Origin of the sequence: Nocardioides sp. (assembly GCF_031397825.1) — a bacterium.
Taxonomy (GTDB): Bacteria; Actinomycetota; Actinomycetes; order Propionibacteriales; family Nocardioidaceae; genus Nocardioides.
Genome location: NZ_JANNML010000059.1, coordinates 22,623 through 47,102, shown reverse-complemented (window position 1 = coordinate 47,102; position 24,480 = coordinate 22,623). Strand labels below are relative to the sequence as shown.

The 24,480-nt window shown below is 72.2% G+C and carries 26 protein-coding genes; 9 read left to right on the top strand and 17 right to left on the bottom strand.

The genetic code is table 11. From position 1 onward, the window contains the following. The first annotated feature begins 24 nt into the window (after positions 1–24). Entirely contained in the window at positions 25–1,542 is a 1,518-nt protein-coding gene (locus tag RMN98_RS04895) for a CehA/McbA family metallohydrolase (RefSeq protein WP_309647678.1), read from the top strand. A gap of 3 nt (positions 1,543–1,545) precedes the next feature. On the opposite strand, the gene RMN98_RS04890 is transcribed toward RMN98_RS04895, so the two are convergent. After that, on the bottom strand, positions 1,546–2,022 hold the full coding sequence (locus tag RMN98_RS04890) for a hotdog fold domain-containing protein (protein WP_309647677.1): 477 nt from the start codon (positions 2,020–2,022) through the stop codon (positions 1,546–1,548). 84 nt (positions 2,023–2,106) lie between these two features. On the opposite strand from RMN98_RS04890, the gene RMN98_RS04885 reads away from it, so the two are divergent. Both RMN98_RS04885 and RMN98_RS04880 read left to right on the top strand, forming a co-directional pair. Beyond that, positions 2,107–3,210: a TIGR03857 family LLM class F420-dependent oxidoreductase gene (locus RMN98_RS04885; RefSeq protein WP_309647676.1), complete on the top strand. Its 1,104-nt coding sequence runs from the start codon at positions 2,107–2,109 to the stop codon at positions 3,208–3,210. Beyond that, a complete protein-coding gene (locus RMN98_RS04880) occupies positions 3,207–4,256 on the top strand; it encodes a phosphotransferase (protein WP_309647675.1) in 1,050 nt (349 codons plus the stop codon). The genes RMN98_RS04885 and RMN98_RS04880 overlap by 4 nt, the downstream gene beginning before the upstream one ends. A 9-nt stretch (positions 4,257–4,265) precedes the next feature. Here the strand turns inward: RMN98_RS04880 and RMN98_RS04875 are convergent, their stop codons facing one another. From RMN98_RS04875 to RMN98_RS04865, 3 genes are all read right to left on the bottom strand, one after another. Then, on the bottom strand, positions 4,266–4,529 hold the full coding sequence (locus tag RMN98_RS04875; RefSeq protein WP_309647674.1) for a metal-sensitive transcriptional regulator: 264 nt from the start codon (positions 4,527–4,529) through the stop codon (positions 4,266–4,268). 132 nt (positions 4,530–4,661) lie between these two features. Next, positions 4,662–5,051, bottom strand: coding sequence for a glyoxalase (locus RMN98_RS04870; RefSeq protein ID WP_309647673.1), 390 nt, complete (start codon positions 5,049–5,051; stop codon positions 4,662–4,664). Beyond that, entirely contained in the window at positions 5,048–5,821 is a 774-nt protein-coding gene (locus tag RMN98_RS04865; RefSeq protein ID WP_309647672.1) for a methyltransferase domain-containing protein, read from the bottom strand. The genes RMN98_RS04870 and RMN98_RS04865 overlap by 4 nt, the downstream gene beginning before the upstream one ends. Positions 5,822–5,915: 94 nt before the next feature. Here RMN98_RS04865 and RMN98_RS04860 point away from each other — a divergent pair, with 94 nt between their 5' ends. Beyond that, positions 5,916–6,401, top strand: coding sequence for a MarR family transcriptional regulator (locus tag RMN98_RS04860; protein ID WP_309647671.1), 486 nt, complete (start codon positions 5,916–5,918; stop codon positions 6,399–6,401). A 100-nt stretch (positions 6,402–6,501) separates the two neighbouring features. On the opposite strand, the gene RMN98_RS04855 is transcribed toward RMN98_RS04860, so the two are convergent. From RMN98_RS04855 to rsmI, 7 genes are all read right to left on the bottom strand, one after another. Continuing rightward, positions 6,502–8,289 (bottom strand): ABC-F family ATP-binding cassette domain-containing protein, encoded by a 1,788-nt coding sequence (locus RMN98_RS04855; protein WP_309647670.1) that lies wholly within the window; start codon positions 8,287–8,289, stop codon positions 6,502–6,504. After that, on the bottom strand, positions 8,282–9,229 hold the full coding sequence (locus RMN98_RS04850) for a 4-(cytidine 5'-diphospho)-2-C-methyl-D-erythritol kinase (RefSeq protein WP_309647669.1): 948 nt from the start codon (positions 9,227–9,229) through the stop codon (positions 8,282–8,284). Before RMN98_RS04850 ends, RMN98_RS04855 begins: the two co-directional genes overlap by 8 nt. Then, positions 9,226–10,086, bottom strand: coding sequence for a 16S rRNA (adenine(1518)-N(6)/adenine(1519)-N(6))-dimethyltransferase RsmA (gene rsmA, locus RMN98_RS04845; protein ID WP_309647668.1), 861 nt, complete (start codon positions 10,084–10,086; stop codon positions 9,226–9,228). The genes RMN98_RS04850 and rsmA overlap by 4 nt, the downstream gene beginning before the upstream one ends. A gap of 17 nt (positions 10,087–10,103) precedes the next feature. Then, positions 10,104–11,177, bottom strand: coding sequence for a transglycosylase family protein (locus tag RMN98_RS04840; protein ID WP_309647667.1), 1,074 nt, complete (start codon positions 11,175–11,177; stop codon positions 10,104–10,106). Between the two features lie 298 nt (positions 11,178–11,475). Further along, complete coding sequence (locus RMN98_RS04835) at positions 11,476–12,378, bottom strand: TatD family hydrolase (RefSeq protein WP_309647666.1); 903 nt, start codon at positions 12,376–12,378, stop codon at positions 11,476–11,478. Beyond that, on the bottom strand, positions 12,378–13,220 hold the full coding sequence (locus RMN98_RS04830; RefSeq protein WP_309647665.1) for an alpha/beta fold hydrolase: 843 nt from the start codon (positions 13,218–13,220) through the stop codon (positions 12,378–12,380). The genes RMN98_RS04835 and RMN98_RS04830 overlap by 1 nt, the downstream gene beginning before the upstream one ends. Then, positions 13,217–14,038 carry a 16S rRNA (cytidine(1402)-2'-O)-methyltransferase gene (gene rsmI, locus RMN98_RS04825; RefSeq protein ID WP_309647686.1) on the bottom strand — a complete coding sequence of 274 codons (822 nt, stop codon included), beginning with the start codon at positions 14,036–14,038 and terminating at the stop codon, positions 13,217–13,219. The genes RMN98_RS04830 and rsmI overlap by 4 nt, the downstream gene beginning before the upstream one ends. Positions 14,039–14,139: 101 nt before the next feature. Here rsmI and RMN98_RS04820 point away from each other — a divergent pair, with 101 nt between their 5' ends. Together RMN98_RS04820 and RMN98_RS04815 are read left to right on the top strand one after the other, a co-directional pair. After that, positions 14,140–15,786 carry a phospholipid carrier-dependent glycosyltransferase gene (locus tag RMN98_RS04820; RefSeq protein WP_309647664.1) on the top strand — a complete coding sequence of 549 codons (1,647 nt, stop codon included), beginning with the start codon at positions 14,140–14,142 and terminating at the stop codon, positions 15,784–15,786. 38 nt (positions 15,787–15,824) lie between these two features. Then, on the top strand, positions 15,825–16,247 hold the full coding sequence (locus RMN98_RS04815) for a TIGR03618 family F420-dependent PPOX class oxidoreductase (protein WP_309647663.1): 423 nt from the start codon (positions 15,825–15,827) through the stop codon (positions 16,245–16,247). Here the strand turns inward: RMN98_RS04815 and RMN98_RS04810 are convergent. Then, a complete protein-coding gene (locus RMN98_RS04810; RefSeq protein WP_309647662.1) occupies positions 16,230–17,006 on the bottom strand; it encodes a hypothetical protein in 777 nt (258 codons plus the stop codon). The two genes, RMN98_RS04815 and RMN98_RS04810, sit on opposite strands and share 18 nt — an antisense overlap. 156 nt (positions 17,007–17,162) lie before the next feature. Between RMN98_RS04810 and RMN98_RS04805 the strand changes: the two genes are divergently transcribed. Beyond that, positions 17,163–17,294 (top strand): hypothetical protein, encoded by a 132-nt coding sequence (locus RMN98_RS04805; protein ID WP_309647661.1) that lies wholly within the window; start codon positions 17,163–17,165, stop codon positions 17,292–17,294. Between the two features lie 25 nt (positions 17,295–17,319). Here the strand turns inward: RMN98_RS04805 and RMN98_RS04800 are convergent, their stop codons facing one another. After that, positions 17,320–19,356, bottom strand: a complete 2,037-nt coding sequence (locus tag RMN98_RS04800) for an ATP-binding protein (RefSeq protein ID WP_309647660.1) — start codon at positions 19,354–19,356, stop codon at positions 17,320–17,322. After that, a complete protein-coding gene (locus RMN98_RS04795) occupies positions 19,353–20,255 on the bottom strand; it encodes a response regulator transcription factor (protein ID WP_309647659.1) in 903 nt (300 codons plus the stop codon). The genes RMN98_RS04800 and RMN98_RS04795 overlap by 4 nt, the downstream gene beginning before the upstream one ends. A gap of 117 nt (positions 20,256–20,372) precedes the next feature. On the opposite strand from RMN98_RS04795, the gene RMN98_RS04790 reads away from it, so the two are divergent. Beyond that, on the top strand, positions 20,373–20,765 hold the full coding sequence (locus RMN98_RS04790) for a response regulator (protein ID WP_309647658.1): 393 nt from the start codon (positions 20,373–20,375) through the stop codon (positions 20,763–20,765). A 3-nt stretch (positions 20,766–20,768) separates the two neighbouring features. Here the strand turns inward: RMN98_RS04790 and RMN98_RS04785 are convergent, their stop codons facing one another. From RMN98_RS04785 to RMN98_RS04775, 3 genes are all read right to left on the bottom strand, one after another. Next, on the bottom strand, positions 20,769–21,341 hold the full coding sequence (locus RMN98_RS04785; RefSeq protein ID WP_309647657.1) for a TetR/AcrR family transcriptional regulator: 573 nt from the start codon (positions 21,339–21,341) through the stop codon (positions 20,769–20,771). A 65-nt stretch (positions 21,342–21,406) separates the two neighbouring features. After that, entirely contained in the window at positions 21,407–22,603 is a 1,197-nt protein-coding gene (locus RMN98_RS04780) for a DUF6596 domain-containing protein (RefSeq protein WP_309647656.1), read from the bottom strand. Between the two features lie 7 nt (positions 22,604–22,610). Further along, positions 22,611–23,018, bottom strand: a complete 408-nt coding sequence (locus tag RMN98_RS04775) for a YciI family protein (protein ID WP_309647655.1) — start codon at positions 23,016–23,018, stop codon at positions 22,611–22,613. Positions 23,019–23,202: 184 nt separating this feature from the next. Here RMN98_RS04775 and RMN98_RS04770 point away from each other — a divergent pair, with 184 nt between their 5' ends. Then, positions 23,203–24,477 (top strand): ATP-binding protein, encoded by a 1,275-nt coding sequence (locus RMN98_RS04770; RefSeq protein ID WP_309647654.1) that lies wholly within the window; start codon positions 23,203–23,205, stop codon positions 24,475–24,477. Positions 24,478–24,480 lie beyond the last annotated feature (3 nt).

Here is a 24,480-nt window from a genome sequence, read left to right as displayed (position 1 = left end):
CCCGAGCGGCCTCGTTGGCCCCACGTGTGCGACCACCACGCCGTCAGCGGTCCCGACCGCCGCACCCTGCTCGCGGCGGGCGCCGGGGTGGCGTCGTACGCCGCGCTGCAGGTGGCCGCGCCGGCGGCGGCCGGGAGCAGCCGGACGTTGCGCTTCTCGGGCCGGTTCACGGGGGTGGCGCAGGCCGACTGGCACTACCTGCCCTTCCGGGTGCCGCGCGGGGTGCGGGCGATCGAGGTGTCCTACGCCTACGAGGCGCTGGAGACCGGCGCCGGCTTCACGGCCAACGTCATCGACCTCGGGCTCTTCGACCCCCACGGCTTCCGCGGCTGGTCAGGCGGCGCCCGCTCGCGGGCCCGGGTGAGCGCGTCGAGCGCGACGCCGGGCTACCTCGCGGGGCCGATCGCCCCGGGCAGGTGGCGCGTCGCGCTCGGCCCCTTCCTCGTCGTGCCGCCGGGAGTCGCGTGGAAGGCCACGGTCACCCTGCGCTTCGGGCCACCGGGACCGGCCTTCACCCCTGCGCCTCCCCCGCGATCGGTCCGCGGCAGCGCCCCCGGGTGGTACCGCGGTGACCTGCACACCCACACCGTCCACTCCGACGGCCGCCACACGCAGCCCGCGCTCGCCCGGCTCGCCCGTGAGGCCGGACTGGACTTCCTCGGCTCGTCGGAGCACAACACCAGCTCCGCCGGGCTGAGCTGGGGCCGTCACGTGCGCCCCGGCGACCCGTTGCTGGTCGTCGTCGGCGAGGAGGTCACCACGCGCGACGGCCACTGGCTCGCGATGGGCCTGCCGGCGGGCACCTGGGTCGACTGGCGCTTCCGCCCGGCCGACGACCGGCTCGCCCGTGCCACCCGGCGGGTCCGCGGGCTCGGCGGCCTCGCCATCGCGTGCCACCCGTTCGTGCCGATCCCCGGCACCAGGTGGGGCTTCGGCAACGACTACGCCGACATGGACGCCGTCGAGCTGTGGAACGGACCCTGGACCCTCGACGACCAGGTCGCGCTCGAGGCCTGGCACGCCCTGCTGGTCGCCGGCCGGTTCGTCCCGGCCGTCGGCACCTCCGACTCCCACCACGAGGGACAGGAGGTGGGACGGGCGCAGACAGTCGTGCGGCTCCCGCTGCTGTCGAGCGCAGCGGTGGTGCGTGCCGTGCGGAGCGGCCACGCGTGGCTGGCCGAGTCCTCCGAGGTCGACCTGACCTTCACCGCGTCGCTCGGGGACCGCTCGGCCACCTGCGGCGAGCGACTGACGGCGTCGGCGACCGACCTCGTCGACGTACGCCTCGAGGTGCGTGGGGCCCCGGCCTGCCTCGCGCAGATCCACGGCCCGACCGGGCCGGTCGCGGGCGCGCTCACGACCGGGACCGACGGTCGCGCCGCGGTGACGGCGCGGGTGCCGGCGGCTGTCACGCCCTTCGTGCGAGCGGAGGTACGCCGCCTCGACGCTGCTCCGGTCGCCAACCCGCTCGAGGGCGTGCCCGCGCTGCCGATGGTCGCGATGACCAACCCGGTCTTCCTCGGCCCCGTGTCCCCAGGCTGAGGGTCAGGACTTGGGCGTCACCCAGAGCTTGATGACGCCCTCGATGACGACCGTGCCGTCGTCGCGGACACCCCTGACCCGCACCGGCAGGTCGGGGTCGCCGGAGGTCCACTGCGCGGGGTCGGTCTCGGCGATGCAGGTGATGTCGCTGGTCGCCTTGGCGGTGTAGGCGACGTCCATGCCCTTGGGGATCCACCGCTTGTCCGAGGGGATCGTGGCCTCGGCCAACGCACCCATCGCGGCCTCCAAGCCGTTGCACAGCGCGATCGCGTGCACGGTCTTCAGGTGGTTGTGGACGCCGCGGCGCTTGGGGATGACCAGCTCGGCGTAGTCGGGACGGATCTCGACGAAGCGCGGGCGGATGGTGGCGAAGTAGGGCGCCATCTGGCTGAACGCGAACGAGAACGCGCGCTTGCCGACCAACGGGCCGACGACGGGCAGGGAGGTGGACTTCTGCCACAGAGAGAGGACCTGGCTCATGCGACACACGTTACCAGTCAGTAACTTCAGCGTCGACGCATCGACTGCTGACACGTGTCAAATCTCCTGCTAGCGTCCGCCAGCGTGACCGACACTGTGACCCGTGCCACCCAGGAGTTCCCCGAGCTGGCCTGCTACGGCCTCGCCGGGCACAGCGCCAGTCCGGCCGACCTGCTCGACGAGGTGCGTCTCGCCGAGCGGCTCGGGATCGGGTCGGTCTTCCTCTCGGAGCGCTTCAACGTCAAGGACGCCGCGGTCCTCGCGGGAGCGGCCGTGGCGGCGTCGACGTCGATCGGGGTCGCGACGGCCGCCACCAACCACAACACCCGCCACCCGCTGGTCACCGCCACCATGGCCACGACGCTGCACCGGATGAGCGGCGGGCGCTACGCCCTCGGCCTGGGTCGAGGCTTCAGCCTGCTCTTCGACGTGATGGGCGTCCCCCGGATCACCGGTGCGCAGATGCAGGACGTGATCGGGATCTATCGCCGACTCTGGCACGGCGAGGCGTTCGGGCACGACGGCCCCGCCGGCCGCTATCCCTTCCTCAGCCAGGACAGCAGCTTCGACGAGGACATCCCGGTGCTGATGATGGCGATCGGCGACAAGTCGCTCGAGCTCGCCGGGCAGGTCGCCGACGGCGTCGTGCTCCACACCTTCCTCAGCGACGAGACCCTCGCGCGCTCGGTCCGCACCGTCCGTGACGCCGCGGCCGCCGCGGGCCGCGACCCCGCCGCCGTACGGATCTGGGCGGTGCTCGCCGTCGTCGAGGAGTCCGTGCCCGAGGAGCTCGCCCTGCGCAAGCTGGTCGGGCGGCTCGCGACCTACCTCCAGGGCTACGGCGAGGTGCTGGTGCGCGCCAACGGCTGGGACGTCGAGGACCTGCAGCGCTTCAAGGACGATCCCCTCGTGCAGGGGTACGCCGGCGCGTTCGACGCCGTCGGCACGACCGAGCAGCTGACCTACCTGCGCGACCAGGTGCTGCCGGCGGCGTGGACCGCCGCGTCCGCGACCGGGTCCGCGGCCCACTGCGCGCAGCGGATCCTCGACCAGCTCGAGGCGGGCGCCGACAGCGTGGTGCTGCACGGCGCGACGCCCGGCGAGCTCGCGCCGGTGCTGGAGGCCTACCGCGCGATCCGACCGCCGGACCTCCCCGCGCTGCCGGTCAACCCGGGGCACGTCCGATGAGCGCGCCGATCGTCACCGACGCCTCCGGACTGACCGCCGCGTGGGTCTCCGAGGCGCTCGGGGCAGCGGTGACCGAGGTCGTCGCGGAGCAGGTCGGGACCGGGCAGATCGGCACCTGCTACCGACTGCGCCTGACGGGCGCGGACGTGCCGGCGTCAGTCCTGGTCAAGCTGCCCGCGGCCGACCAGGGCTCGCGCGACCTGCTCGCCGGCGCCTACCGCGGCGAGCTGATCTTCTACGCCGAGATCGCCCCGACCGTCGCCGTGCGCGTGCCGGCCTGCCACTTCGCCGCGATCGCGCCCGACTCGGGTGACTTCACGCTGGTCATGGAGGACCTCGCCCCGGCCGTGCAGGGCGACCAGATCGCCGGCTGCACCGTCGACCAGGCGCGCGACGCCGTGGTCAACCTCGCCGGGCTGCACGGCCCGCGCTGGAGCGACCCGACCCTCGAGGACTTCGACCACCTCTCGCTGAGCGGGCCCGAGGACGCCGCGATCCTCGCCGAGCTGGCCGGGCCGACGACCGAGCTGTTCATCGACGGGCTCGGCGACCTGCTGGCGGCCGTGGACGTCGACACCCTGCGCGCGTGCGTGCCGGTCATCGAGGCGTGGAGCCTGGCGCGGCCGGAGCGCTTCGCGCTGGTGCACGGCGACTACCGGCTCGACAACCTGATGTTCGCCCCCGCCGGGGCGTCCGCTGACGTCCCCGCCGTGGTGGCGGTCGACTGGCAGACCCTGTCGCTCGGGCTGCCGGCCCGCGACCTGGCCTACGTCGTCGGCACCTCGCTCGACCCCGCGGTGCGGGCCTCGAGCGAGCGCGACCTGGTGGCGGCCTACCACGCCGCCCTCACGTCGTACGGCGTCCGCGGGCACAGCCTGGAGGAGTGCTGGGACGACTACCGCTTCGCGATGGTGCAGGGGCCGCTGGTCGCGACGTTCGGCTGCGCCTACGGCACCCGCAGCGAGCGCGGGGACCGGATGTTCGCCACGATGGTGGCGCGCTCGTGTGCAGCCATCCGGGAGCTGGAGACGCTCGGCCTCGTGTGAGCTCGGCCCTCAGGCCAGGGACAGGAAGAGCTTCTCCAGCTGGTCCATGCGCTCGGCCGGCAGCTGCTCGCCGAGCTCGCTGGCGCGACGCCACTCGGAGGCGATCATCGCGAAGCCGGCGCGGTCGAGTGCGTTGGACACCGCCTTGAGCTGGTGCAGCACCGCATCGACGTCGCGCGCTTCCTCGATCATGCGCAGCACCCCGCCCAGCTGTCCTTGGGCGCGCTTGATCCGGTTGACGACGGCGACGAGCTCGACCGACTGAGTCTCCACTGCACTCCTGCTAGACGCGCGACCTCCGCGTCCCGGGTGCGGGAGGCGGACGTCCCCATGCGGACCCCCTGGAGCACCGGGTGGGTGCGCCTGTCAGGACAACCGTGCGCGTCAGGCGCTGGTTATGCAGGTCTAGACCCGCTGCACCAAAATCTCGATTCGGTTCCCGTGGCCGTCGTGGGTGTGCAGCCGTTCGTGGCCCGGGAACGTGTGGCGCTGGCTCAGGTCGAGGTCGAAGCCACCCAGCGTGAGCCGCGACGCCACGGCCTGGAAGTGGGCCAGGCTGTCGAGCACCAGCGCCAGGTGCGCCTTGCGGGCCGGGACGAACGGGTCCTCGACGCCGACGTGGACCTCCGCGGTGACGACACCGTGCTCGTCGTGGGCGCGGAACCACGCGCCGCCCCGCGCCCGCAGGTCCTCGGGCTTGTCGACCTCGGTCATCGCCAGCGCCTCGGCGTAGAACCTGCGTGCGACGTCCTCGCCACCCGGCGGGCAGGCGACCTGGACGTGGTGCAACCTCATGCAGGCACCTGCGCGACCACGAGGACGCGGCGGAAGGGCAGCACGACACGGCCGTCCCGAGCAGGGTAGGCCTCGCGCAGCCGCTGCTTGAAGTCCCGCTCGAAGTCGGCGCGCAGGTCGTCGGGCAGTGCCTCCAGCGTGGGGCGAGCGCCCGTGGCGCTCACCCACGTGAACACCGGGTCCTCCCCCCTCAGCACGTGCAGGTAGGTCGTCTCCCACGCGTCGACCTCGCAGCCCAGCGCGCTGAGCGTCTCGAGGTAGGCGGCCGCGTCGTGGCTCGCGGGAGACGCGATGCCGCCGGTGTGCTCGTCGTACGGCGGGAGGTCGGCGAGCTCCGCGCGCAGGGTGTGGCTGGGCTGGTCGACGTTGGCCGGCACCTGGAAGGCGAACCACCCCCCGGGGCGCAGGGCGCGCAGCAGGCCCGCCAGCAGCTCACGATGGCCCGGGACCCACTGCAGCGTCGCGTTGGAGACGAGCACGTCGACGCTCGCCGGCTCGGGTGACCAGCCGGTGAGGTCGGCGACCCCGAAGGCGATCGCGGGCTGGGCCGCGCGCGCGGCGGCGATCATCTCGGGACTCGAGTCGAGCCCGCTGACGGTCGCGCCAGGCCAGCGGTCGGCCAGCAGGCGGGTCAGGTTGCCCGGGCCGCAGCCGAGGTCGACGACGACCTGCGGGTCGGCGGCGTCGATGCGTGCGAGCAGGTCGACGAACGGTCGACCCCGCTCGTCGGCGTAGGTGAGGTAGCGCTGCGGATCCCAGCCGTGCGGCATGGTCGCCTCCCGAAGTATCTTGATGTCGAGATAACCTCACCACCAGAATCTCTCGATGTCAAGATTCTCGACCGGATCGGCTAGGCTTGCCGCCATGCGGGACGAGGTCGACGAGCTGGTCGAGGCGTGGGCGCGCGAGCGCGCGGACCTCGACCTCGAGCCCGTGGCTGTCTTCAGCCGGATCAGCCGTCTGGCCCGCCACCTCGACCTGGCCCGCCGCGCGGCGTTCACCGCCCACGGCATCGAGTCCTGGGAGTTCGACGTGCTGGCCGCCCTGCGGCGCGCCGGGGCGCCCTACGAGCTCTCGCCCGGGCGGCTGCTGCGCGAGACCCTCGTGACCAGCGGCACCATGACCAACCGCGTCGACCGACTCGCCGCGCGCGGCTTCGTCGAGCGCTACCCCGACCCCGAGGACCGGCGCGGCGTCATCGTCCGGCTCACCCGCGAGGGCAAGACGGCTGTCGACGCGGCGTTCGAGGCGCTGTTGGTCGCCGAGCAGGCGCTGCTCGCCGACCTGCCTGCGCGTGAGCAGAAGAAGCTCGCGGCGCTGCTGAGGACGCTGCTGGCGCCCTACGCCTGAGCGCCCGGGAAAAGTTGTAACACGCAGTTACAACATCTACGAGACCGTTGCAGCGGCCGGGTAGATGCGCAGACAGCGTGTTACAAGCGATCGGCCGCGCTCAGCTCAGCACCTCGGCCGCCTCGAGCCACTCGACCTCGACCGCGTCACGCTCGGCACTGACGGTGGTCAGCTCGGCGCTCAGCTCGGCCAGCAGGTCGTAGTCGTGGGCGTGCTCGGCGATCTGGGCGTTGAGCTCGGCCTCCCGCTTCGTCAGACGGGCCAGCTGCTTGTCGAGGCGCGCCATCGTCTTGCGCGCCGTGCGCTCCTCGGCGCTGCCGCTCTTGGGTCGTGAGCCCTCCTCGGCCGCCGGCGCAACCACCGGCGCGGAGGAAGCACCCGAGGACGAGGCGGCCGCGAGGGACGCCGTACGACGCTCGAGGTATTCGTCCACGCCGCGCGGCAGCATGGAGATCTGCCCGTCGCCGAGCAGCGCCCACACGGAGTCGGTGACCCGCTCGAGGAAGTAGCGGTCGTGGGAGACCACGATCAGCGTGCCCGGCCAGCCGTCGAGGAAGTCCTCGAGGACGTTGAGGGTGTCGATGTCCAGGTCGTTGGTGGGCTCGTCGAGGAGCAGCACGTTGGGCTCCTCGAGCAGCAGCATCAGCAGCTGGAAGCGGCGCCGCTCGCCACCGGAGAGCTCGCCGATGCGAGCGGTCAGCTTGTCGCCGGTGAAGCCGAAGCGCTCCAGCATCGAGGTGGCGCTGATCTCGCCGCTGTCGGTCTTCACCACCCGGCGGAACGACTCGACCATCGGCAGCACGCGCCCATCGGGATCGAGGTCGTCGAGCTGCTGGGTCAGGTGCTTCATCGCGATCGTGCGGCCGTGCTTCACCGTGCCTGCCGAGGGCGCGAGGTCACCCGCGAGCAGCGAGAGCACCGAGGTCTTGCCGGCGCCGTTCACGCCGACCAGGCCGACCCGGTCCCCCGGGCCGAGGCGCCAGGTGGCACGGGTGAGCAGGGAGCGCTCGCCGCGCTTGAGGTCCACGTCCTCGACGTCGATGACCTGCTTGCCGAGCCGTTGGGTGGCGAACTTCTGCAGCTCCAGCCGGTCACGGGGCGGAGGGACGTCCTCGATCAGGGCGTTGGCAGCCTCGATGCGGAACTTCGGCTTGGCGGTGCGGGCGGGAGCGCCTCGACGGAGCCAGGCGAGCTCCTTCGTGGCGAGGTTCTGCCGCCGGGCCTCGGTGGCCGAGGCCTGGCGGGTGCGCTCGGCCTTGGCGAGCACGAACGCGGCGTAGCCGCCCTCGTAGGCGTCCACCACCCCGTCGTGGACCTCCCAGGTCCACTGGCAGACCTCGTCGAGGAACCACCGGTCGTGGGTCACGACCACCATCGCGGAGGTGCGCTTCACCAGGTGGGCGGCCAGCCAGGCCACCGCCTCGACGTCGAGGTGGTTGGTCGGCTCGTCGAGCACGACCAGGTCGTGCTCGCCGAGCAGCAACGCGGCGAGCGAGCACCGACGGCGCTCACCACCGGAGAGCCCGACCACGGGACGGTCGAGGGACACCCCGGCGAGCAGCACCTCCACGACCTCGCGGGTGCGGTGGTCGGCAGCCCACTCGTGGTCGTCCATGCCGCCCAGCACGGCCTCGCGGACGCTGTGGGTGTCGACCAGCTCGTCGCCCTGGTGGAGGTAGCCGACGTGCAGGCCACGGGTCATCGAGACCCGGCCGGAGTCCGGCTCCTCCAGGCCGGTCATCACCTCGAGCAGCGTGGTCTTGCCGTCGCCGTTGCGGCCGACGATGCCGATGCGCTCGCCGACGGCGATCCCGAGGGACACGTCGGTGAGCAGCGGACGCACGCCGTAGGACTTGGAGACGCGTTCGAGGTTGAGCAGGTTAGCCATGAAGGTTCTCCACGAGATGGGCGCCGGCGACGGCACCGTTGGCGACCAGGACGACGGTGTGCCCGTGGCGCATCAGCGCCCCAGCCAGGTCGCGTGCGTGGTCGGACGACTCGCACAGGAAGGCACAGGTCGGGCCCGATCCACTGATGATGCCGCGCAGGGCACCCTCGGACTCCCCCCGCTCGAGCAGCACGCCCAGGTCGGGGCGCAGGTCGAGGGCGGGCTCCTGCAGGTCGTTGCGCAGCAGCCGCGCCAGCCGCACCGGGTCACCCGCGGCGACGGCGTCGAGCAGCTCGTCCGCCGGAGGCGGCACGGCCGGGGCATCGGGGAACAGCTTGTCGAAGTGCCGGTAGACCTGCGGCGTCGAGAGCCCCTCGCGGCTGGGCACGAGCACCCACCACCAGGTGCCGCCGTCGGGCAGCGGCATGACGTGCTCGCCGCGACCGGTCCCGAGGGCGGTGCCGCCGATGAGCGCGAACGGCACGTCGCTCCCGAGCTCGGCGGCCAGGGCCAGGAGGTCGTCGTCGGAGGTGCGCGCGTCCCAGAGCCGGTCCAGCGCCACCAGGGCTGCCGCCGCATCGGCCGAGCCGCCGGCCAGACCCCCCGCGACCGGGATGGCCTTGTCGACGTCGACGTGGCCGCGCACCGGCACCCCGTGATGGGCCGCCAGGAGCGTGGCCGCCCGGGCGACGATGTTGTCGTCGTCGACGGGGACGGCGCCGGGGTCGATGTAGTCGGCTACGCGCAGCCGCAGGTCCCAGGGGGCGTCCTGCTCACCCGGCAGGGTCGCGGTGAGGTCGTCGCAGAGGCCGACCGCCTGGTAGACGGTCGTCAGCGGGTGGAAGCCGTCGTCGCGTGGGGCTCCGACGCCGAGGTGGAGGTTGATCTTGGCTGCAGATCGGACCGTGATGTTGACCGTGGTCCTGACGGGGATGCTCACGCGTGCAGGACCTCCGCGATCCGGGCGAACTGCTCGACGGTGAGGCTCTCGCCCCGGGCCAGGGGATCCACGCCCGCGTGCTCCAGCACTGCCGCGGCGGCCTCGGCCGACCCTGCCAGGTCGCGCAGCGCACCGCGCAGCACCTTGCGCCGGTGGGCGAAGGCCAGGTCCACGACGGCGAAGACCTGCTCGCGGGTGGCCGTCGTGACCGGCGGCTCGCGCCGAGTCCACGCGACGAGTCCCGAGTCGACGTTGGGGGCCGGCCAGAAGACGTTGCGCCCGATCGCACCCGCGCGACGTACGTCGGCGTACCAGGCGGCCTTGACGGACGGGACGCCGTAGACCTTGGAGCCGGGCGAGGCCGCCAGGCGGTCAGCGACCTCGGCCTGCACCATCACCAGCCCGCGCTCCAGCGAGGGCAGCAGCATCAGCAGGTGGAGCAGGACCGGGACCGAGACGTTGTAGGGCAGGTTGGCGACCAGCGCGGTCGGCGGCGGGCCGGGGACCTCGGTGACGCGCATGGCGTCGGCGAGGACGACCTCGAAGCGGTCGGCCTGCTCGGGCGCGTGCTCGGCGATCGTCTCGGGCAGCAGGCCGGCGAGCTTGTCGTCGATCTCGAGGGCGACCACCCGCTGCGCCACCTCGAGGAGGGCCAGCGTCAACGACCCCAGGCCGGGGCCGACCTCGACGACGACGTCGTCCCCCGTGATGCCCGACTCGCGCACGATGCGGCGGCAGGTGTTGCCGTCGATCACGAAGTTCTGCCCGCGCTGCTTGGTGGGGCGCAGGTCGAGCCGGGCCGCCAGCTGACGCACGTCCGCCGCCCCGAGGAGTCTCGGGGCGGCGGAGGAGGTCATGCAGGAGAGGTTAGTGCTCAGGTCGGCAGACCCAACGAGGCGGCACAGCCCGGCCACGATCCGTAGCCCCCGGTGGCGTCGCGCAGGCGGGTCGCCACGGCGATCTGGGTCTCACGGCTGTTCTCGCTCGGGAGACCGGTCCCGCCGTAGGCCTGCCACGTGCCGAGGTTGAACTGCAGCCCGCCGTAGTAGCCGTTGCCGGTGTTGATCGCCCAGTTGCCGCCGGACTCGCACTGCGCGAGGGAGTCCCACACGGTGGTGCCCGTGGCGTAGGCGTCGACGGCCGGCGCGGTGCCGACCTCGACGATCTCGTCGACCGGGGCGCGCAGCACCTGCTGGCGCACGACCTCGCGCACGGTCAGCTCGCCGTTGCGGAACACCAGGCGGTAGGTGACGTTGCGCAGACCGTCGCGGCCGCTGCGCACGACGCTCGTCTCGCCCTCGGTCATCGTGTCGTCCTCGCGCTCGACCGTGCCGAAGTCGACACGCTCGCCCTCGACGCTCTTGCGGACCACGCGGACGTTGGTGAAGACGATCCGGTCACCGTCGGCGACGACGGAGGCCGGACCAGGCCGGGTCTCGTCCGTGCGGTGGAGGACGACGCCCATCTCCTTGAGCGCGTCCTCGACGGTCAGCGCGACCACCGTCTTCTTGACGGCCTTCTTCGGCCCGATCTTGAACGTGAGGTTCTTGGGGGTGACGACCTCCAGCTCGAGCCCGTCCCGGCTGATCGGGGCGCCACGGCTGGTGGACAGGTCGGCGTCGCGGAGCGTGAGGCCGATCTGGCCGAGCGCCGAGGCGACGTCGGTCGCGGTCACCCAGTGCGTCGTCTCGACCCCGTCGACGTTCAGGTCGACCGGTCGGGCGTACTTGATGGTGATCTTGGAGCCGTCGGAGACGGTCTCGTCGAGGCCGGGGGCCACCACGTCGCGGGCCGTGACCTCGATGCCCTCGTCCTCGAGGACCTCGCCGACGGTGTCCGCGAAGGAGGTGACCTCCTGCGTGCGGCCGTCGACCGACATGGTCACGGTCGTGCCCATCGACGCGTAGCCGTAGGTGGTGCCGGCGACGGCGATGGCAGCGACACCCACGAGGGCGGCCAGGGCCCGCTTGCTGCGGACCAGTCTTGCTAGCGTTGAGTGCTCATTGCTGGGCACGGTTCTCCGAACGTCGTCCTGCCCGGTCCTCGGGTGCCGGCGCGCCGCGCGGAGCTGCTGTCGCAAGGTGCGCGACGGGTGCACGGAGGGTGGTGAGCGCTGGTCAGATCGATCCCGATCCCGGCTGTCTGTCCTCCAGAACAACAGTGGATCGGTGGGATGTGCAAACCCTCGACCCCCTTCCAGGCGGGCCGGAGTGAGCCACGTCTCCTCGTTTTACCTGCTCGACGGCCTACCAGGACCCCCCGAAGGCGGCCTCGGTGTTGGCGTCGACCGCGACGCACAGCTCCTCCAGGTCGTCGCCGCGGACCTCCGCCATCAGCCGCATCGTGAGTGGCACCAGGTAGGAGGCGTTGGGGCGACCGCGGTAGGGCGTGGGGGTGAGGTACGGCGCGTCCGTCTCGACCAGCACCCGATCCCGGGGGGCCACGGCGAGCGCGTCGCGCAGCGGCTGGGCGTTCTTGAAGGTGACAGTCCCGGCGAAGGACAGGTAGGCACCCCGGTCGAGGCAGCGGCGGGCGAAGTCGACGTCGCCGGAGAAGCAGTGCATGACCCAGCGGTGCGGCGCTCCCTCCTCGTCGAGGACCGCCAGCACCTCCTCGTGGGCGTCGCGGTCGTGGATGACGAGCGTCTTGTCGAGTCGCTTGGCCAGGTCGATGTGACGTCGGAAGGACGCCACCTGGGCCGCGCGGCCCTCCTCACCGGTGCGGAAGTGGTCGAGGCCGGTCTCCCCCACCGCGCGGACCTTGTCGTGCACCTGGGCGAGCCGCTCGATCTCGTCCAGCGCGGCGTCCAGCGTGCCGGCCTCCGCCAGCCGGGGCGCCTCGTTGGGGTGCAGGGCGACCCCGGCCACCAGCGCGTCGTGCCGCTCGGCCGCCTCGACCGCCCAGCGGGCACCGGGCAGGTCGCAGCCGATCTGGACGATGCGCGACACCCCGACTGCGGCTGCGGCGGCGATGGCCTCCTCGGTGGCCAGCCAGTCACCGTCGGCGATGTCGAGGTGGCAGTGGTTGTCGACGACCGGATGGGGCAGCGGCTCGGGGGCCGGCGGTCGCTCCCGGTCGCGACGGCTGCCGCTCTTCTCCTCGGTCGGAGCGCGTGAGCGGGTGGGCTCACGCGTGGCGTCGTCGCTCATCACGCACCGACGCGGTCGAGGATCGCCTCGGCACAGGCCCCCGGGGCCTGCGTGGGGATCCAGTGGGTGACGCCGTGCAGCGCGACGAAGCGGTAGGGGGCGTCGACGTACCTCTCGGTCAGCTCGGCGCCCTTGCGACCCAACGCGACGTCGCCGTCGCTCCACAGCAGCGTGGTCGGGACGGTGACGTGCTGGCCGACGAGGGTCCGGTCGAGGAAGGGCAGCGCGCGGTACCAGTTCATCCCGCCCGTCAGTGCGCCGTCGTCGACGACCTCGGTGCGACAACGCGCGATCTCGTCGGGCGTCATCCCGGCGTGCGCCAGCGAGCGGTCGAACACCGAGCCCGGCCTGCGGGCGCTGAGCTCGGGGATCCGCGGGAGCTGGAAGAGCAGCATGTACCAGGATCGGAGCAGCTGGTTGCTCGAGAGCATCGAGCGGAGGAACGCGGTGGGGTGCGGCACCGAGACGGCCGTCAGGGTGCGCACCAGCTCCGGCTGCCGCAGGGCCAGCGCCCAGGCCACGATGGCGCCCCAGTCGTGCCCGACGACGTGGACCGGACCCCCGCCCCCGGCCGCTGCGACGAGCGCCGCCACGTCGTCGGAGAGCTCGGTGATGCGGTGGTCACGCCGGCGCGGCGGCCGGGCGCGGGGCGCGTAGCCGCGCTGGTCCATCGCCAGCGTGCGGTAGCCCTGCTCGTGCAGCAGCGGCGCCACCGTGCGCCAGCACGTCGCCCGCTCGGGGAAGCCGTGCAGCAGCACGACGACGTCGCCCTCGATCGGACCCTCGTCCAGCACGTCGAAGGTCAGTCCCGAGCGGTGGACCTCCGTGATCCGGGCGCTCACGCGCCGTGCACCAGGTTGTAGACCTCGCGCTTGGGCACACCGGCCAGCTTGGCGACCTCGACGATCGACTCCTTGCGACTCATGCCCCGATCCTCCCGCTCCTGCACGGCGGCGCGCAGGCTGGTCTCGTCCGTGGAGACGACCGGCCCGCTCGTCCCCTCGACGACGATCGTGACCTCACCGCGGATGCCCTCGGCGGCCCAGGCGACGAGGTCGGCGAGCGGGCCACGGCGCACCTCTTCGTGGGTCTTGGTCAGCTCGCGGCACACGGCGGCGGCGCGGTCACCGCCCCAGGCCTCCGCCATCGCCCGCAGCGCGACCTCGGTGCGGTGCGGCGCCTCGAAGAACACCATGGTCCGCTCCTCGCCGGCCAGGGCGTCGAGGCGTCGGGCCCGCTCACCGGCCTTGCGCGGCAGGAAGCCCTCGAAGCAGAAGCGGTCGACCGGCAGCCCGGAGACCGCCAGCGCGGTGAGGACCGCGGACGGCCCGGGGACGGCGGTGACCAGCACGTCGGCCGCGACGGCGGCCGCGACGAGCCGGTAGCCGGGGTCGGAGACGCTCGGCATGCCGGCGTCGGTCACGAGCAGCACCCGCTGCCCCGCGAGCAAGGCCTCGAGCAGCACCGGGGTGCGCGCCGACTCGTTGCCCTCGAAGTAGGAGACGACGCGGCCGGTGACCGTGACGCCCAGGTCGTTGGTCAGCCGCTTGAGCCGTCGCGTGTCCTCGGCGGCGACCACGTCGGCGGTCGCGAGCTCGTCGGCCAGGCGCGGCGGGGCATCGGCGACCCGACCGATCGGGGTGGCGGCGAGCACGAGCACGCCGGGGCCCTCTGCTCCGCCGGCCGTGTCCACGGGGCTCTTGTCAGTCACGGTCCCGATCATCGCAGCCCCCTCACGACAGCCCCGTATTGTTCGGCAGCGTGAGGACCCCGGCCCGGCTGCGCGGCACCCTGGAGGAGCCGCTGGCCAGCTGGGGTGCGTCGATCGGCGTCGCGCTGCTGGCGCTGGTGCTGCGGCTGTGGCACCTGGGCTCGCCCCGGGTCTTCGAGTTCGACGAGACGTACTACGCCAAGGACGCGTGGTCGATGCTCAACCACGGCTACGTCCGCACCTACGTCGACGACGCCAACGAGCGCATCCTCGACGGGCAGACCACCGGAATCTGGAACGCCGACCCGTCGATGGTCGTGCACCCCGAGGTCGGCAAGTGGCTGATCGCCCTCGGAGAGAAGGCGTTCGGCATGGACCCCTTCGGCTGGCGCATCTCCGCCGCGGTCGTGGGTGCGTTGATGGTGCTGGTCATGTGCCGGCTGGCCAAGCGGGTCACGGGATCGACCGCCCTGGGGCTGGTGGCCGGCCTGCTGCTGACCTTCGACGGCCTGCACTTCGTCCTGTCGCGGCTGGCCCTGCTCGACATCTTCCTCGCGTTCTTCCTGCTCAGCGCCGTGGCCTGCCTGGTGGTGGACCGCGACTGGCACCGCGCCCGACTGGCCCGCGAGGTCCAGGCCGAGGGGACCGACGGTCGCGTCCCGGCACGGTCCTGGGGGCCGGTCCGCCCGCTGCTGGTGCGCCCGTGGCTGCTGCTCGGTGGGGTGTGCTTCGGGCTCGCCATCGGCACGAAGTGGACCGCGGCGTTCCCGCTGGCGGCGTTCGGCATCCTGGTGTGGCTGTGGAGCGCCGGCGCCCGCCGCTCGGTCGGCGTGCGCTGGCCGGTGCTGCGCTCCGCCGTCGTCGACGGCGTCCCCGCCTTCGTGCAGCTGGTGCTGGTCGCGTTCCTCGTCTACGTCGCGACGTGGACCGGATGGCTGCTCAACGCCAGTGCCTACGAGGACGCGCTCTCCTCCACGCAGTACACCCGCTTCGTCGCCGAGGGGGCGACCTGCGACGACGAGCCGACGTTGAACGACGACCGGTGGCCGACCGCGACCGAGCCCGACGCGACCGGGGTCGCCGAGGCCTGGCAGTCGCTACGGTCGCTGACCAGCTACCACCAGGACCTGTACACCTTCCACGCGCACTTCCTGAACTGCAGCGAGCACACCTACCAGTCCCAGCCCCGGGGCGGGCTCCTGCTCAACCGGCCGGTCGGGGTCGCGGCTGACACCGGCATCGAGCCCGGCACCCGGGGCTGCCAGGCACCGCAGGGCAGCAGCTGCCTGCGCCAGGTGCTGCTGCTGGGCACGCCCGTGCTGTGGTGGGGCGGCATCGTCGCGCTGCTCTTCGCCGTGGTGATGTGGGTCGGAGCACGAGACTGGCGCTTCGGCCTCACCGTCGTCGGGGCCGGGGCGACCTGGCTGCCGTGGTTGCAGTACGACGACCGGCCGATCTTCCTGTTCTACGCGATGCCGATCCTGCCGTTCATGATCCTGGCGATCACCCTGGCCATCGGCAGGCTCGTCGGCCCCTCGTCCCACCCCTCGCCCCGTCGTACGACGGGCGTGGTGCTGGCCGGCTCGTTCGTCGTGCTGGTGCTGATCAACTTCGCGTGGTTCTGGCCGATCTACACCCACGAGCTGCTCACCCGGGCGGAGTGGCTCGACCGGATCTGGTTCACCCGCTGGATCTAGGCCCCAGCGCCCGCCCGGGCCGCCGCTAGTCTCGGTCCATGACCTCGTGGCGCCCCGTCTGGGGAGACTTCCCCCAGCCCCTGCTGGACTTCTGGACCGAGCGCCACCTGTGCACGCTGACGACGCTGCGACCCGACGGCCGGCTCCACGTGGTGCCGGTGGGCGTCGCCCTCGACCACGAGGAGCAGTGCGCCTGGGTCATCACCAGCGCAGCCTCGCGCAAGGCGCGCAACCTGCTCGAGCCCGGGCAGGTGGCCGCGTGTGCGGTCGACGGCGCCCGGTGGTCGACGCTGGAGGGCCACGGGGTCGTCGTCGACGACGCGGCCTCGGTGGCCCGGGCGTGCGAGCGCTACGCCTCGCGCTACCGGGTCCCGCGGGAGAACCCGACGCGGGTGGCGATCCGCATCGACGTGGAACGCTTCGTGGGCTCGACCGGGCTCTTCTCAGCCGGCCTGGGCTGAGTCTTCCTGGGGCGCCTCGTCGAGGCAGGAGTCGGCGTAGGCGACCAGGTCGCGGGCGTTGAAGTGAGACGGGTCGTCGTGGAAGCCCTCGACGATCAGCTGCGTCACGTCGGCACCGCGCTCACGCAGCCCCGAGGACAGCGGCCCGGCGTTCTCCTTGAAGATGACCCACTGGTCGCCGCGCGAGGCGACGATGCGGTAGCGGACGCTGACCGGCAGCGACTCCACGTTGGCCACGGGGTTGCGGTCGGGCGGCACCTTGCCGGCGAAGGCCTTGAAGATGAAGCCCGGGCCACCGGGGACCTCGTCCATCTCGGTGAGCGCGATGGCCGGCTTCACGCCGTACCAGCAGTTGGGGGCCTTGACACCGTGGATGAGGGCGTTGAGCGAGACCGAGCCACCCATGGAGCCCGAGACCCAGAGGGTGACCGGGAGACCCGTCTTCTCCTCGGCCCAGTCGACCAGGAGCTCGGCGTCGCGGGTGGAGGCCGGGTTGCCCCAGGACTGGGCGTGGAAGTTGGACGAGGCGATGGCGTAGCCCTCGCGACGCAGCGCGTCGAGCCACGGGCCGTCGATGCGGTCGTTGACGTTGCCGCCCTGGCCGTGGAACCAGACCACGAGGCCCTTGGGCTCGATGCCCTCGCCGGGCGTGGTCAGGCGGACCTCCTCCCCGGCGAGGCTGCCCCGGAGGGTCTCGCTGGGCGGCTGGCCCGTGGAACCGGTCGTCAGCAGGACCGCCACGAGGGCGAGCGCGATCACGAACGCACTCCGCATCGGCCATCACCCCCCACTCGTGCCGGGCCGGAGACCAGAATATCCGGTCGGTCCGACGCTGCGGCAATCCTGGTCGATCTGCGGGCCACTGTCGCGGTCCAGACCGGTGATTGAGACTGCCGGTAACGGGCACCGACGCTCATGACCCGCCTGCTCACGATCGTGCCGAGCCGCCTGCTGATGCGCCGTTCCTGCCGCACCTGCCGCACCGTCCCGGTCGAGCGCCCCGGCATGGTCTGCTCGCCGCAGTGCTTCGAGGCGCGCGGCCGCTGAGCAGTGCCCCCGGGACGGTCGCTGCTCACGCAGCGGGCAGGTCGAACGCGAAGGTCGTCCCCCCGGAGCGCCCATCGGTGGCCGACCGACACACGATCTCGCCTCCGTGGCGCTCCACGATGGTGCGGCAGATGGCCAGTCCGAGCCCTGTCCCGACGTAGCTCGTGTCCTCGGTGTGGGCGCGGTGGAAGCGGTCGAAGATCGCCTCGCGTTGCTGGTCCGGGACCCCGATGCCGTTGTCCGTCATCTCGAGGAGCACACGGTCCCCGGAGCGGGTGCCGCTCACGACCACCCGCGGGACCGTGTCCGGTGCGACGTACTTGAGAGCGTTGCCGATCAGGTTCGACACCAGCTGGCGCACCAGGTCGACATCGACGAGGACCGGTGGGATGGGTCCGACGCAGACCGAGGCAGACGCTCCCGCCTCGCCCGCCACCTCCGTGAGGAGGCCGTCGTCACCGCCCAACGTGCAGGCCACAGGCTCCATCCGGCCCCCTGCGGCGGTCGCCTGGAGCAGGAGGTCGGAGATGAGCTCCTCCATGCGGACCGTCGCGACGAGGGCTCGCTCCATGGCGCGACGCACGAGTGAGGGCTGGCCCTGCACGCACACCTCACCGCCCTCGACCGCAGGATCCAGACCCCCGAGCGCCACGTCCAACCAGCCGTGCATCACGGTCAGCGGGCTACGGAGGTCGTGAGCGACCACCTCCGCGAACTCGGTCAGCCGGTTGCTGTGGCTGCGCTCGTCGGTCACGTCGCGATAGACCACCATCGCCGCCGTGGCAGCCCCCGACCCTCCACCGGTCAGGGCCGAGGCCGTCACCGAGAGCACCCGCTCGCTGCCGTCGCCCCGGCGGAGCACGACGTCGTGTGCTGGGACTGCGCCCTCACGCAGAGCGCGCATCGAGGGATGCTCATCGGCAGACAGCTCAGTGCCGTCCGTACGCAGCACCTGATAGTCACGGGCCGACTCCTGGTAGCCCGTGGCGCTCGACTCCAGCAGTGCACGGGCGGCGGTGTTGGTCCGGACGAGCGTGCCCTGGCGGTCGACCACCACCAGCCCCTCGCTCATCGACTCGGTCATCGCGTCGAGGAGCTCAGCGCGCGCTGCCGTCTCCTGCTGGGAGTCGCGCAGCTCGCGGACGAGCGAGACACGCTCGTCGCGGCCCGTGGCCAGTGCCAACACGGTGAGGAGCTGGGTGAGGATGTAGGCCTGGGTCACGAGGGCCTGCGTCTCGACGGCACCCAGGGCCCCGAAGGGCCCCCTGCCCGCCAGTGTCGCCACCAGCGCCAACGCCCCGAAGCAGGCCGAGTGGAGCGCCGCGACGAACGTCGGGAAACGCGTGGCGCTCCAGACACCGATGATGAGCGGCAGGAACGAGAGGGGCAGCTCCGACTGGAGGAAGACCGCGCCGTAGGCCGCCACCGAGATCGCGAGCAGCCCGACCAGCTCAGGGACACGCGAGCGTGGCACGAGCACCCAGCGTCCCCTCGACCGAGACTCGCGGACCCACTCCCAGGCGAGGTGCCCGACAGCGCCCACGAGGAAGACACCGGCGAGGTTGCGCGCCCACCAGTCCAGGAGGACCAGCCCCTGCGCAGGTGCGTCCAGCCCCATGAGCACGCTCGTGCCGATGACCGCGCCCACACCGGTGGCAACCAGGACCGCGGCGCTGCCCCGCACCAGGACACCGGGCTCGTGCACGCTCACGGACCCTCCGGCTCCGAGGAGGCCGGGGCACCAACGCCGCAGCAGCGTCACCATCAGCAGTGTCTGGACGAATCCCGCGACCACCAACGCGACCGTCACTCCTGGTGCGGCACCGCTGACGGTCGACAGCACACCGCGGGTGACGGCCATGGCGGCGAGGCAGAGCACGGCTCCACGCGTCGTCTCCTGGGACATCAGCCACAGAAGTGCCACACCCGCCGCGGGCGCCACCAGCCCCACGGAGGACGCATCGGCCGCGGTCAACCGCCCGAGGATCACCAGGACGGCGAAGGCCGTCCACCAGAGCACGAAGGAGCGGACGTGGCTCCGGACACCCGAGATCTCCGTCATGCGGGGCCCTCCGTGGCCGTGCGTGCGTCCCGGACGAGCCGACCGGCACGCCGCGCGAGCTCGGCCGCACGACCCAGCGCGGCGTCGCGGTCGTTGCCCGGAGCGGCCGCGGTGTGGACCGCCACTTGAAGCGCCGCGACGGCCGCCTCGAGCTCGTCCAAGGTGGACCTCGATCCGGGCCCGCCGACCGGCGAGGGCACGACCGCAGCCGTCGCGCTCGCGATCCAGCGGTAGCCGACCCCGCTCTCGGTCCGCACGAAGTGCGGCTCCTTGGCCTCGTCGTGGAGCTTGCTGCGCAACGAGCGCATGTGGACCCTCAGCGAGGTCTGGGTCTCGGCTCCGTGGGTGGCGTCCCACACCTGCGTGACCAGCCAGCGGTGCGTCAGCAGCCGACCGGGATGTCGCGTGAGCGCCTCCAGCAGTCGCCACTCGATGGAGGTGAGACGTTCCTCGGTCCCGTCCAGGAGCAGTCGCTGGGTCTCGACGTCCACGCACACCCGCCCGAAGCAGCGGCGCAGACCGCCGTCGTCCTGTGACGTGGCGGCCCGTCTCGCGACCGCTCTCAGACGCGCCGCGAGCTCGCGAGGCTCGAACGGCTTCTGGAGGAAGTCGTCAGCACCGGCGTCCAACGCGTCGGCACGACTGCCACGGCGGCTCGTCCCGCTCAGGACCAGCAACGGAGCCGCACTCCAGCTGCGGAGCTCCCTGATGACGTCGATCCCGGACATGTCGGGCAGCCCGAGGTCCAGCAGGACGAGGTCGGGTTCCTGGCGGCGTGCCAGGTCCAGCCCCTCGGCGCCGGTCGACGCGAACAGCGCGCGGTAGCCGAAGTGCACCAGGAGCTCCTCGAGGAGGAGGTTGATCTCCTTCTCGTCCTCGATCACCAGCACCGTCGGCATGGGCTCACGTTAAGGCGCCGAACGCTGGAGGGTGAACACATCGGTCCTTTACGAGTCCTTCACGTGTCGCACCACCAACAGCTGCGCCACGCGGCGTCACGCACCCAACCTGGACACATGGCCGCCATCCTCGTCGCCGACGACGACCCCGACATCCGCGAGATCGTCGCGCTCATCCTCGAAGTGGCCGGCCACGAGGTCAGCACCGTCGCTGACGGGGCTGCCGCCGTCGCAGCGATCAGGCACCAGGCCTACGACCTGGTCGTCCTCGACAACACGATGCCCGTGATGTCCGGCCTCGAGGTCCTCCGCACCTGCCAGGACCTCGAGCCCTGCCGGCGCCCGATCTTCTTGATGCTCTCAGCGCTCAACGGCCGCCGCGACGTGCGGGCAGCGCTGGACGCCGGAGCCGACTCCTTCCTGCCGAAGCCGTTCGAGGGCCATCGGCTCGTCACGTGCGTCCGCGAGCTGCTGGAGGCAGGCCGGCTCGAGCCGGCCGTGGACGGCTGACGGTCACGACGGCTCGACGACCCGAGGGTCGAGCGCCAGCGCCTCGATGAGCCGCAGCGCCCACTCGAGCGTCGCCGGGTCCTCGGGAAGGTGGCTCTGCTCGAAGCCGACCAGGAGGTAGATGCCGGCCTTGGCGAGCCGCTCGGACAGGTGCGGGTCACCGGTCACCGCCAGGAAGGCGGCACTGACCGCCTCGAGGCGCTCCTGGTCGACCTGGGCGACGACCCGGCCGACGTCGGCGTCGATCCCGCCCCAGACCCGGATGGCGGCCTCGGCACGGTGCGGCAGCGACATCGCCGCCGCCACCAGGTCGTCGAGCCGGTGCAGGTCGTCGGTCTGGCTGGCCGCGAGCCGGGCCACCCGCAGGGTGCCGTCCTCACGCCAGAAGTCGAGCAGCCGGTCGGTGAACTCCTTCCAGCTGCTGAAGGAGTGGTAGAACACGCCGGTCGTGAGCCCCATGCGCCGGCACAGGGCGCGTACCTTGAGGGCGCCGTAGCCGTCCTCGGCGAGCACGTCGAGCGCGGCGTCGTAGAACTTGCCCTCGGTGGAGGTCGGGGCCATCCGGTCCGTCGTCATCGGCTCTTCCTCGGTCGGGCACGGGACTCGCGGTCGCGGCCCCATCATTCCCACACGAGCCCGGGTCAGGGCGGACCACCCCTCGCCGACCGAGGGAAGGGTGCCGTGTGGCCGTGCTTCTCGTTGAGTCGCGCCGCCTGCCGGGTCAGGTGGTCACGCTCGGCCAGGTCGTGGGCGCGGTGGGCGGCGTCGGCGTAGAGTCGGGCGGCCAGAGCGAGGTCGCCGTCGCGCTCGTGGAGGTACGCCGCCACGGCGGTGTGGCGCGGCACCTCGGTCCCCACGCCCGCGAGGGCGGCCAGCCCCGCGCGGGGGCCGTCGGCCTCACCGACCGCGACCGCACGGTTGAGCCGGACGACGGGGTTGTCGGTGAGCCGCACGAGCTCGTCGTACCACTCGACGACCTGCACCCAGTCGGTCTCCTCGGCGGCGAGCGCGTCAGCGTGCAGCGCCGCGATCGCGGCCTGCGCCTGGAACTCCCCCAGCCGGTCCCGGGCGAGGGCGGCCTGCAGGATCGTGACGCCCTCGGCGATCGCGGCGGTGTCCCACCGGCTGCGGTCCTGCGCCGCGAGCGGGACAAGGCTGCCGTCGGGAGCGGTCCTGGCGGTGCGGCGAGCGTGGTGGAGCAGCATCAGCGCCAGCAGGCCGGAGACCTCCGGGTGCTGCACCATCGCCGCGAGCTGCCGGGTCAGGCGGATCGCCTCGACGGCGAGGTCGACGTCCCCGGAGTAGCCCTCGTTGAAGACCAGGTAGAGCACCCGCAGGACGGTCGCGACGTCGCCGGGCTCGTCGAGCCGCACACCGGCGACCGTGCGCTTGGCGCGGCTGATGCGCTGGGCCATCGTCGCCTCGGGCACGAGGTAGGCCTGCGCCACCTGGCGCGTGGTGAGCCCGCCGACCGCGCGCAGGGTGAGCGCGACCGCCGAGGACGGCGTCAGGGAGGGGTGCGCACAGAGGAAGTAGAGCTGGAGCGTGTCGTCCAGCTCGTGCGCCGGTCCGGGCGACGGCGCCTCCTCGACCCGTTCCTCGCGCCGACGACGAGCCGTCTCCGACCTGCTCGCGTCGAGGAAGCGGCGCCACGCGACCGTGACCAGCCACGCCTTCGGGTCCCGTGGCGGGTCGTCGGGCCAGACCCGCCAGGCCTCGACCGCAGCGTCCTGCACGGCGTCCTCGGCCGACACGAAGTCGGCCCCGCGGCGGACCAGGATCCCGAGGACCGCGGGCGTGAGGCCGCGCAGCAGGACCTCGTCCACCTCGTGGTTCACGGCACCCTCACTCCGTGATGGTGGGCGGCTCGGTCAGGAAGGGGCGCAGCTCGAGCCACTCGTGGATCGGCCTGCCGCCGGCTCCGGGAGCAGCCGACAGCTCCCCGGCCAGCTCGAGGGCCCGGTCGTAGGTGTCGACGTCGATGACCATCCAGCCCGCGATCAGGTCCTTGGTCTCCGCGAACGGCCCGTCGGTGATGGGTGGACGCCCCTCGCCGTCGTAGCGGACGAACGTGCCCTCGGGCGACAGGGCCTGCCCGTCGACGTACTCGCCGGTGCCCTCGAGCCGGGTGGCGAAGTCGTTCATGTACTGGATGTGGTCGGTGATCTCGTCCTGGGTCCACTGGTCCATGGGGACGTCGTTCACCCCGGTCGGAGCGCCTCGGTAGTGCTTGAGCAGCAGGTACTTGGCCATGGTGGTTCCTCTCGGTGGTGCGACCCATCCTGGTCGCTTCGTCCCTGGGACGGAACCGGCCGGCGATCCTCGACACCGGGTGACCCGACGTCACCACGATGACCAGGCCGATCTGTCCGAAGGGACCATGTCATGACGTGGGGTCGTCCCTAGGCTGGAGGTCCGTGCGCGGGAGGGAGGGGACATGATCGTGCCTGCGCTGAGCCTGGTGGTGGACTCCGCGGCACTCCCACCCGCGCGATCTGCACCGTCGCTGCCGGCGATGAGCCGCCTCGTGCAGGCAGTCCGCGACCTCGCGGCCGCGCGCGACCTCGAGCGCATCGTGGAGATCGTCCGTCACGCGGCACGGGAGCTGGTCGACGCCGACGGCGCGACGTTCGTGCTGCGCGACGCGGGCCAGTGCTTCTACGTCGACGAGGACGCCATCGAGCCTCTGTGGCGTGGACAGCGCTTTCCCCTCCAGGCATGCATCAGCGGTTGGGCGATGCTGAACGGCGAGCAGGTCGTCATCCCCGACATCTACCTCGACGACCGGATCCCTCACGTCGCCTACCGACCCACGTTCGTCCGGAGCCTGGTGATGACGCCGATCCGCACGGCGGAGCCCGTGGGCTCGATCGGGACCTACTGGGCCGACGAGCACGAGGCCACCCCCGCCGAGCGGGAGCTGCTGCTGGCGCTGGCCGACAGCACCTCGGTCGCCATGGAGAGCATCCGGCTCCTCGACGAGCTCGAGGGCCGGGTCGCCGAGCGGACCCGCGAGCTCGAGGTCACCAACCGCGACCTCGCGGCGTTCGCGCACGTGGCGGCACACGACCTCAAGGCACCCCTGGCGACCATCTCGGGGTATGCCGAGCTCATCGCCGACATGGAGGCTGCCTCCCTGAGTGCCGAGGGTGCCAGCGCGCTAGGTGCCGTCCGGCGCCAGGCCACCAGGATGGCCGACCTCATCGATGCGGTGCTCGCCTACAGCACAGCGACGACCACGGCGCTCGAGCTGGGGGTGGTCGACCTGGGCGAGGTCACCGGCAGCGTACTGCGCGACCTCGAGGAGCTGATCGTCGCTCGCGGCGCAGAGGTCGAGGTCGGAGAACTGCCGTCGCTGCACGGCTCCGCCGCACTCCTGGAGCGGGTGGTCCAGAACTTGGTGGTCAATGCGATCAACTACGGCGACTCCGACGCACCGCTCGTGAAGGTCGACGGCAAGGTCCTGGAGGGGGCCGTCCGGTTCACCATCAGCGACAACGGCCGTGGGGTCGCACCGGAGGAGCGCGAGGCCATCTTCGACATGTTCATGCGCGGCCGGGCGGGCTCGCTCCAGCAGGGCTCGGGCATCGGGCTCGCCTTCGCCCGTCGGGTGGTCGCACGACACGGTGGGACCCTGACGGTCTCCACCGCCGAGGGTGGAGGCGCCTGCTTCACCCTGGAGCTGCCCGACTCGTCGGCACCGCCGGGCTGAGCG